The sequence below is a fragment of the Saccharothrix sp. NBAS 001 genome (assembly GCF_056640475.1).
Genome location: NZ_CM153251.1, coordinates 2,369,015 through 2,375,338 on the forward strand (window position 1 = coordinate 2,369,015; position 6,324 = coordinate 2,375,338).

Annotated in this window: 6 protein-coding genes; all 6 read left to right on the top strand. The window is 74.3% G+C overall.

What is annotated here, in order from left to right:
* Nucleotides 1-28: 28 nt before the first annotated feature.
* Genes AC0HI0_RS09920 through AC0HI0_RS09945 form a run of 6 tightly spaced genes read left to right on the top strand, consistent with a single transcriptional unit; the run spans nucleotide 29 to nucleotide 6,231 of the window.
* Nucleotides 29-454 (top strand): hypothetical protein, encoded by a 426-nt coding sequence (locus AC0HI0_RS09920; RefSeq protein WP_480931999.1) that lies wholly within the window; start codon nucleotides 29-31, stop codon nucleotides 452-454.
* A gap of 6 nt (nucleotides 455-460) precedes the next feature.
* Complete coding sequence (locus AC0HI0_RS09925) at nucleotides 461-2,530, top strand: hypothetical protein (RefSeq protein WP_480932000.1); 2,070 nt, start codon at nucleotides 461-463, stop codon at nucleotides 2,528-2,530.
* Nucleotides 2,505-2,879, top strand: coding sequence for a YbaB/EbfC family nucleoid-associated protein (locus AC0HI0_RS09930; RefSeq protein WP_480932001.1), 375 nt, complete (start codon nucleotides 2,505-2,507; stop codon nucleotides 2,877-2,879). The genes AC0HI0_RS09925 and AC0HI0_RS09930 overlap by 26 nt, the downstream gene beginning before the upstream one ends.
* A 3-nt stretch (nucleotides 2,880-2,882) precedes the next feature.
* Nucleotides 2,883-4,850 carry a hypothetical protein gene (locus AC0HI0_RS09935; protein ID WP_480932002.1) on the top strand — a complete coding sequence of 656 codons (1,968 nt, stop codon included), beginning with the start codon at nucleotides 2,883-2,885 and terminating at the stop codon, nucleotides 4,848-4,850.
* Nucleotides 4,789-5,106, top strand: a complete 318-nt coding sequence (locus tag AC0HI0_RS09940; RefSeq protein WP_480932003.1) for a hypothetical protein — start codon at nucleotides 4,789-4,791, stop codon at nucleotides 5,104-5,106. Before AC0HI0_RS09935 ends, AC0HI0_RS09940 begins: the two co-directional genes overlap by 62 nt.
* Nucleotides 5,107-5,133: 27 nt before the next feature.
* Nucleotides 5,134-6,231 (top strand): hypothetical protein, encoded by a 1,098-nt coding sequence (locus AC0HI0_RS09945; protein WP_480932004.1) that lies wholly within the window; start codon nucleotides 5,134-5,136, stop codon nucleotides 6,229-6,231.
* Nucleotides 6,232-6,324 lie beyond the last annotated feature (93 nt).

Genomic DNA, 6,324 nt, shown 5'->3' on the forward strand with positions numbered 1-6,324 from the left:
AAGGGCCGCGCGGAGGGAGGTGGCGGCGGTGTCGGTCGAGCCGGGCAGCCGCAACATCAAGATATCGTTCGAGTTCCTGGAGGGCCTCCAGGTGGAGCTGGCGGCGATCCGCGAGGAGCTGCGCACCGACCAGTTCATGGTGCGGCTGCGCAACGCGAAGGACCCCAAGAACGAGGAGGCCAAGCTCCAGGCGGGCAACCCGGCCTGGGGCGCGGTGGCCCTGCTGGTCGACCGCTACCAGGGGCCGACCGGGACGGCGCCGTCGCTGTGCGCCGCGCTGGACTGGCTCGACGGCCGGCTCAAGTCCATCGACGACCACATCTACCTGGTGCGCAAGGAGGCCATGCGGGTAGAGGGGGAGAACTTCAAGATCGCCGCCGAGCTCAAGCCCGAGCAGGTGGCGCAGATCTTCCGCCCCGACCCGGTCAAGCCCGACCCCGGCCAGGGGGGCTGACCGGACGTGGTCGCCTTTCCGCCGTGGGGCAGCGAGTCCGGGATCGGCAGCCCGACCTGGGAGCAGGCGTTCAAGGTCTTCCAGGTCGAGGGCGACGTCCCGGACCGGCACAGCGTCACGACACCGCCGTGGATCATCAACGCGAACTACTTCTGGACGCTCGTCGGCGTCTGGAACGACCACGCGACCAGCGGCAAGCACCAGATCCTCTTCGAAACCCAACCCCCGGGCTACTCGTGCTACGGGGTGGCGAGCATCAACGAAGAGGGCTTGAAAGACCCGATGGACAAGTTCTACGGCGCGGTTTCGCAGGTGGCCAACAACTTCGGGGGCAAACCGGCGGTGCCCGGGACGTTCCAGACGGCCCGCGAGGTGCTGTTCGGCGTCCGCGAGTGGCTGGACAAGAAGACCGGTGTGTTCCTGGGGCACCGGAACGGGGTCGCGCACGACGGGGACGACTTCCAGGGCAACACCGCCTCGGCCTACTGGACCGCGTTCGAGGACCTGAGGTCGGGGTGCGCCGAGGTGGTGACCAAGCTCGACGCGACGAAGCCCTGGGAACACCTGGACACCGGCAAGGGGCAGCTCTCCGCCGCCATCGGCAAGCTGCTCACCGCCTACCGGCAGTGGCTCGGGATGGACGGGGACGCCGAGGTCACCGTCACCGTCCCGGGCTTCGGGCCGGTCACCGGCAAGCCGTCCGCGCTGGCCTGGCCCTCCGGCGCGATCCGGGCCGTGCGCACCAGCACGACCCTGGTCGAGGACATGAGCCAGGCGTGGAAGAACCGCAAGGGCGGCGAGACCTACCCGAGCAGCACGCTGTTCGGCTCGTCGGTCAAGCTCGCCACCTTCTGGGAGTCGATGGACTCGGTCGCCAAGCAGGTCTGGCTGCTGCACCAGCAGAAGCTCGACACGGCGGCCAAGGAGGCGTTGACGCTGCTGGGCGCCTACGAGAAGGGCGGCAGCCTGCCGGACGTCGCCAAGCACCTGCCGCCGATCCGCACGCCCGTCTCGCTGCCGCCGCCCCCGGTGGTCGACCCGACCAAGGACCCCACCAAGGATCCGACGAAGGACCCGACCAAGGACCCCGACAAGGGCGCGCCGGACCTGAAGGACCTGAAGGACAAGAAGGGCGGCGGCAACGTCCCCGACCCGAAGGACATCCTCGGCCCGTCGGGTCCGCAGCCCGTCCCGGGGCTGGGCGACGGCAAGAAGCCGCCCGGCCTCGACGGTGGCAAGAAGCCGCCCGGTCCCGGTGTGCCCGGTCCCGGTGGCAACGTCCCCGGGCTCCCGAAGCCGACCGGGCCGAACGACCTGCTGAAGGTGCCGACCGGCTCGCGGATCGGCGAGGACGGCACGGTGCTCGGCCCGGACGGCAAACCGGTGCTGGACCGCAACGGCCGGCCGATCGTGGTGCCGCCGGGCTCGCGGGTCAACCCGGACGGCGAGATCGTCGGCCCCGGCGGGGCCAAGCTCACCGAGAAGGACCGGGTCGCCCGCCCGGTCACCGGCACGCCGAAGCCGGTGGAGACCGATTTCGACCGGTACCTCAAATCGCTGACCGGCCGCGACCAGGTGTCGCTGCCGACGCTGCTGACACCCGGCGGCCCGTCGGGCGCTCCGCTGTCCGGCAGCGCGCTGGAAGCCGCGCTGCGCAAGGGATCCGGACTCGGCCAGCTGCAACCGGTCAGGGAACCGCCCGCGCCGGCGGGCACCCCGGTCAAGACGGTCGCCACGGAGAGCGGCCCGTCGCTGCTCAAGGGCGGCACCGCGGCGGGCGGCGCGGCGAACGGGATGGGCGGCGTGCCGTTCTACCCGCCCACGGCGGGCGGTCCCGGCGCGGGCGGCGCGGGGGACCAGGGCAAGGGCGAGCGGGACCGGACCACCTGGCTGGCCGAGGACGAGCAGACGTGGGGCACCGACCCGAAGGTCGGCCCCGCCGTGCTCGGCCGCCGCCGGCGGGGCAGGCCGGCCCCGGCCACGACGACGCGCAACCACGCGATGGGAGGGTTCGATGGCGGAATGGCTGGAGGATCACGTTCGGCGGACCATGGTCACGTTGAGGGAACAGCGTGACCGGTTGGAGGCGGCCAAGGCCGAGATCGAGACCCGCACGGCGTCGGCGACCTCCCGCGACCGCATGGTGACCGTGACCGTGGACGCGCAGAACGCCGTGGTGGGCATCGAGTTCCACACCACCAGGTACCGCTCGATGCCGCCCGCCCAGCTGTCCGAGCTGCTCGTCGACACCCTCGGCCAGGCCCGCCGTTCGATGGCGGGCGCGGTCGAGGAGGTGTTCCGGCCGTTCGTGGCGCAGCGCGACGAGCTGCGCGCCGCGATGGCCGGCGAGACCCCGGTGGACCGGGCCTTCGCGCAGGTCTGGGAGCAGGCCCCGCCGATCTTCCCCGACGGCCGGAAGAGCTGACCGGTGGCGGAGGACCTGCTCGGCGGTCCGGGCGGATGGTGGTGGCACCAGGCGCTCAACCTGTTCAGCGGCCCGTCGGACCCGCCGGTGCCCGACCGGCGCGCGGTCGTGTCGCAGAGCTGGCTGTCGTGGCAGGCGCTGACCGGCGTGGCCGCGCCGGGCAACACCTGGCACGTGGTCAACACCGTGCCGCCCACCTCGTACGCGGGTGTGGCCGACCCGACCCCCGCCGGTCTCGCCGCCGCGAAGTCCTACCGGGACAACGCGTCGCACATCCTGGGCACGCTGGCGAACGACACCAACTCGGCGGGCAGGCGGTCCAGTTTCGACACCGCGGCCGGCACGCTGGAGGGCGTCGCGAACTGGCTGACCGCGAAAGCGCCGGTGCTGCGGACGTGGCGGGACCGGACCGCGCACGGCGGCGACGACTTCCAGGGCAGCACGGCGGCGGCGTACTGGTCCGAGATGGACGACCTGGTGTACCGCTGCACGAACCTGGTCGCCCAGCTCAGCCGTGAGCGCACCGTCTGGGACGCGCTGCGGGGGGCGAAGGACGCCGAAGCCGCGTTCGTCGGCACGGTGGCGCGGGCGTTCGACCGGTGGGAGGGTGGCGAGTCCTTCACCTACGACACCGGGCTGGGCGGCCTGCGGATCACCGCCACGGGCTCGCAACTGGCCTGGCCCAACGGGGTGATCAGCGCGATCTGGTCCGCGCCGGAACTCGTCCGGGACTTCGCGGCGCACCGGCCGACCGCACCGGTCGCGGGGGCGCCGGGCTACCCGGAGAGTTCGCTGCTGGGCGGCGAGGTCTCCGACGCGGCGGTGTGGGGCAGGCTGGAGGAGGCCGCGAAGCGGGTCTGGGTGGCGCACCAGGTGGCCGTGCTGGACAACGCGGCGGCACCGGCGGTGCGGCAGCTGGAAACCGCCTACACCGACGCGGGCCGGTACCTGCCGACGGTCGTCACGCGGTCGGCGACCGAGGCGTCGGCCCCGCCGCCGCCCGAGGGCACCGGCCCGCCGGACGGTCCGTCGGCGGGCCCGGTCGACGGCGGCGGGTCCCCGCACGTCACCACGCTTTCCGTGCCGCCGCCGACCGTTGCGCCGCCGCCGGGCCCGCCCGGCCCGACCACCGTGCCGACGAACGGCTCCACGTTCCCGTCGCGCACACCCCGAGGCGTGCCGGGGCTGCCGGCGGGATCGCGGATCTCCGGCGACGGCACGGTGATCGGCCCGGACGGCAGGATCGTGCTCGACGGCGACGGCCGCCCGGTCGCGGTGCCGCCGGGGGCGTGGCTGGGGCCGTTCGGCGTGGTCGGCGCGACCGCCGGCCGGTCCCGCGACCGGGGCCGCACGCGCGCCGGAGCCGGCCCGGACGACGGCGTGCCGGGCGATGGCGCGGTGCTGGAGACCTACCTGAAGTCGTTGCGCCGCAACCCGTCCCCGGCACCGCCGGGTCCGGCGTCCGCGTTGCCGGTCGGCGGTGCCGATCCGCTGCGGCTCATCGGCGGACCGGCACCGGCCGGGGTCCGGGTCGGCATGTCGCCGACCGCCGCGCTGCCGCCGTCCGCCGAGACCGGGCACCCCGCCACCGTGTCGACGGCGGGCGGCCAGGGCGCGCGCGGCAGCGGCGGCGTGAACTACCTGCCGCCGGCCACGGTCGGCGGCGTCGGCGCGGAGGCGGGCGGGCGCAAGGACCGCGAGCGCACCAGCTGGCTGGCCGAGGACGAGCGGAACTGGGGCACCGACCCCGGCGCCGCCCCGGCCGTCCTGGGCGGCCGGGCCCGACGCCCGACGCCGGTCCCGGTGCCGCTCGGCCCCGGTCCGCTGCGCGCGATCCGCGGCATCCGCCCCGCAAGCCTGCAACAGCACGCGGTCGGGCCCACCACCGCGTCCGGACGAGAGGACGACCATGGCATCCAGAATCGGCGCGAACCCGGAGGCGATCGAGAGTCTGGGACGCCACTTCGGTGACGTCGCCGATCCCATCGACGCGCTCGGCGAGCAGTCCGACGACCGGTACTCGCTGCTGATGGACGCGTGCGGCGACGACTCCGACGGGCTGGAGATGCGCGAGCAGTTCTCGGGGGCCAAGGCGTTCGAGGAGGCGATCGCGTTCCTCGGCGCGGAGGTGCGCAACAAGGTCGACGTGATGACCTCGCTGTCCGCCCACCTGAAGGCCACCGAACTGACCAACGTGATGAACGTCCGCCAAGGGTTCCGGCACTAGCCGGCCCGGCGGGGAAAGCGAAGACCCATGTCCACACAGACACAGGCCCAGGCCGCGGCGGCGGTCGCGCCACCGGAGGCCCGGCCCGCACCGCCGGCACCGGGTGCGGCGGCCCCGCCCGCCGCACCCGTCGCCGAGGCCGCGCCGAAGGCGGTCGCCGCCGCCGGCGCGGTGCCCCCGGTCACCGAGGGCGGTTCGACGGTCGTCACCACCGTGCCGGGGCGCGTGCCCAAGCCGGTGATCGTGGCCGCAGCCATCGCGGGCGTCGTGCTGATCGCCGTGCCGCTGGCGCTGTCCGGCTTCGACGACGGCACCGATCCCGGCACCGGGGGACCGTCGGTCGCCGGCTACGCCCAGGAACCCGGCTCCGGCTCGGGTTTCGTGCCCGGGGTGGCCGACCGGCAGGACGACCGGCAGACGCCGTCCGGCTCGGCCCAGCCTCCCGGGACGACCGGCGAGAGCGGCACCGCGCAGGGTGACCCGGCGGGCGTCCCGGGCGAGACCGGGAACACCGCGCCGGCGGGCGGCGAGCAGGCCGCCCGGCCGGGGCAGCCGAACCCGGCCGGACAGCCCGGCGCGGCGAACAACCCGGCTCCGCCCGCCCAGGCGCAGAAGGCGGCCCCGACCTACGAGGCGACCGCCGGGCCGGGGTGCGGCGGCAGCACGAAGTTCACCGGCGTCGGCGCGTACAGCAAGGGCAAGGAGGGCTGGGTCGACCACGGCAGCGGCTGCGGCACGGCGTTCGTGTCGATCCCGATGTCCGGCGACGCGGGCAAGGACGACGCCAGTGCCCACGGCCTGTGGACGTTCAACACCGGCCCGGTGACGGCGGGTTCGTGCACCGTGTCGGTGTTCGTGCCCAACGGCGACGTCCAGGAGGTCGGCGGGAGCCCGACGTCCTACCGCGTGTTCAACCGGTTCGAGGTGGCGAAGGGCGGCCAGGTCGGCGCGTTCGACGTCAAGCAGGTCGACCGGCGCGGGCAGTGGGTCGAGGTGGGCACGTTCCGGATCGACGGGGCGAAGCTCGCCGTGCAGCTGCTGACCAGGGGCCAGGACTGGTCCGGTTCGACCAGGACCTACGCCCACCACGCGGCGGCGGCGGTCAAGGCGCGTTGCCAGGCCTGACCCGTCCGCAACTCCCGGACCGTCCGATCGGGACGGTCCGGCAAGTCGAGTGAACCGAACACCGCCCGCCCCGCGTTGCCGAGGGCGGAGCGG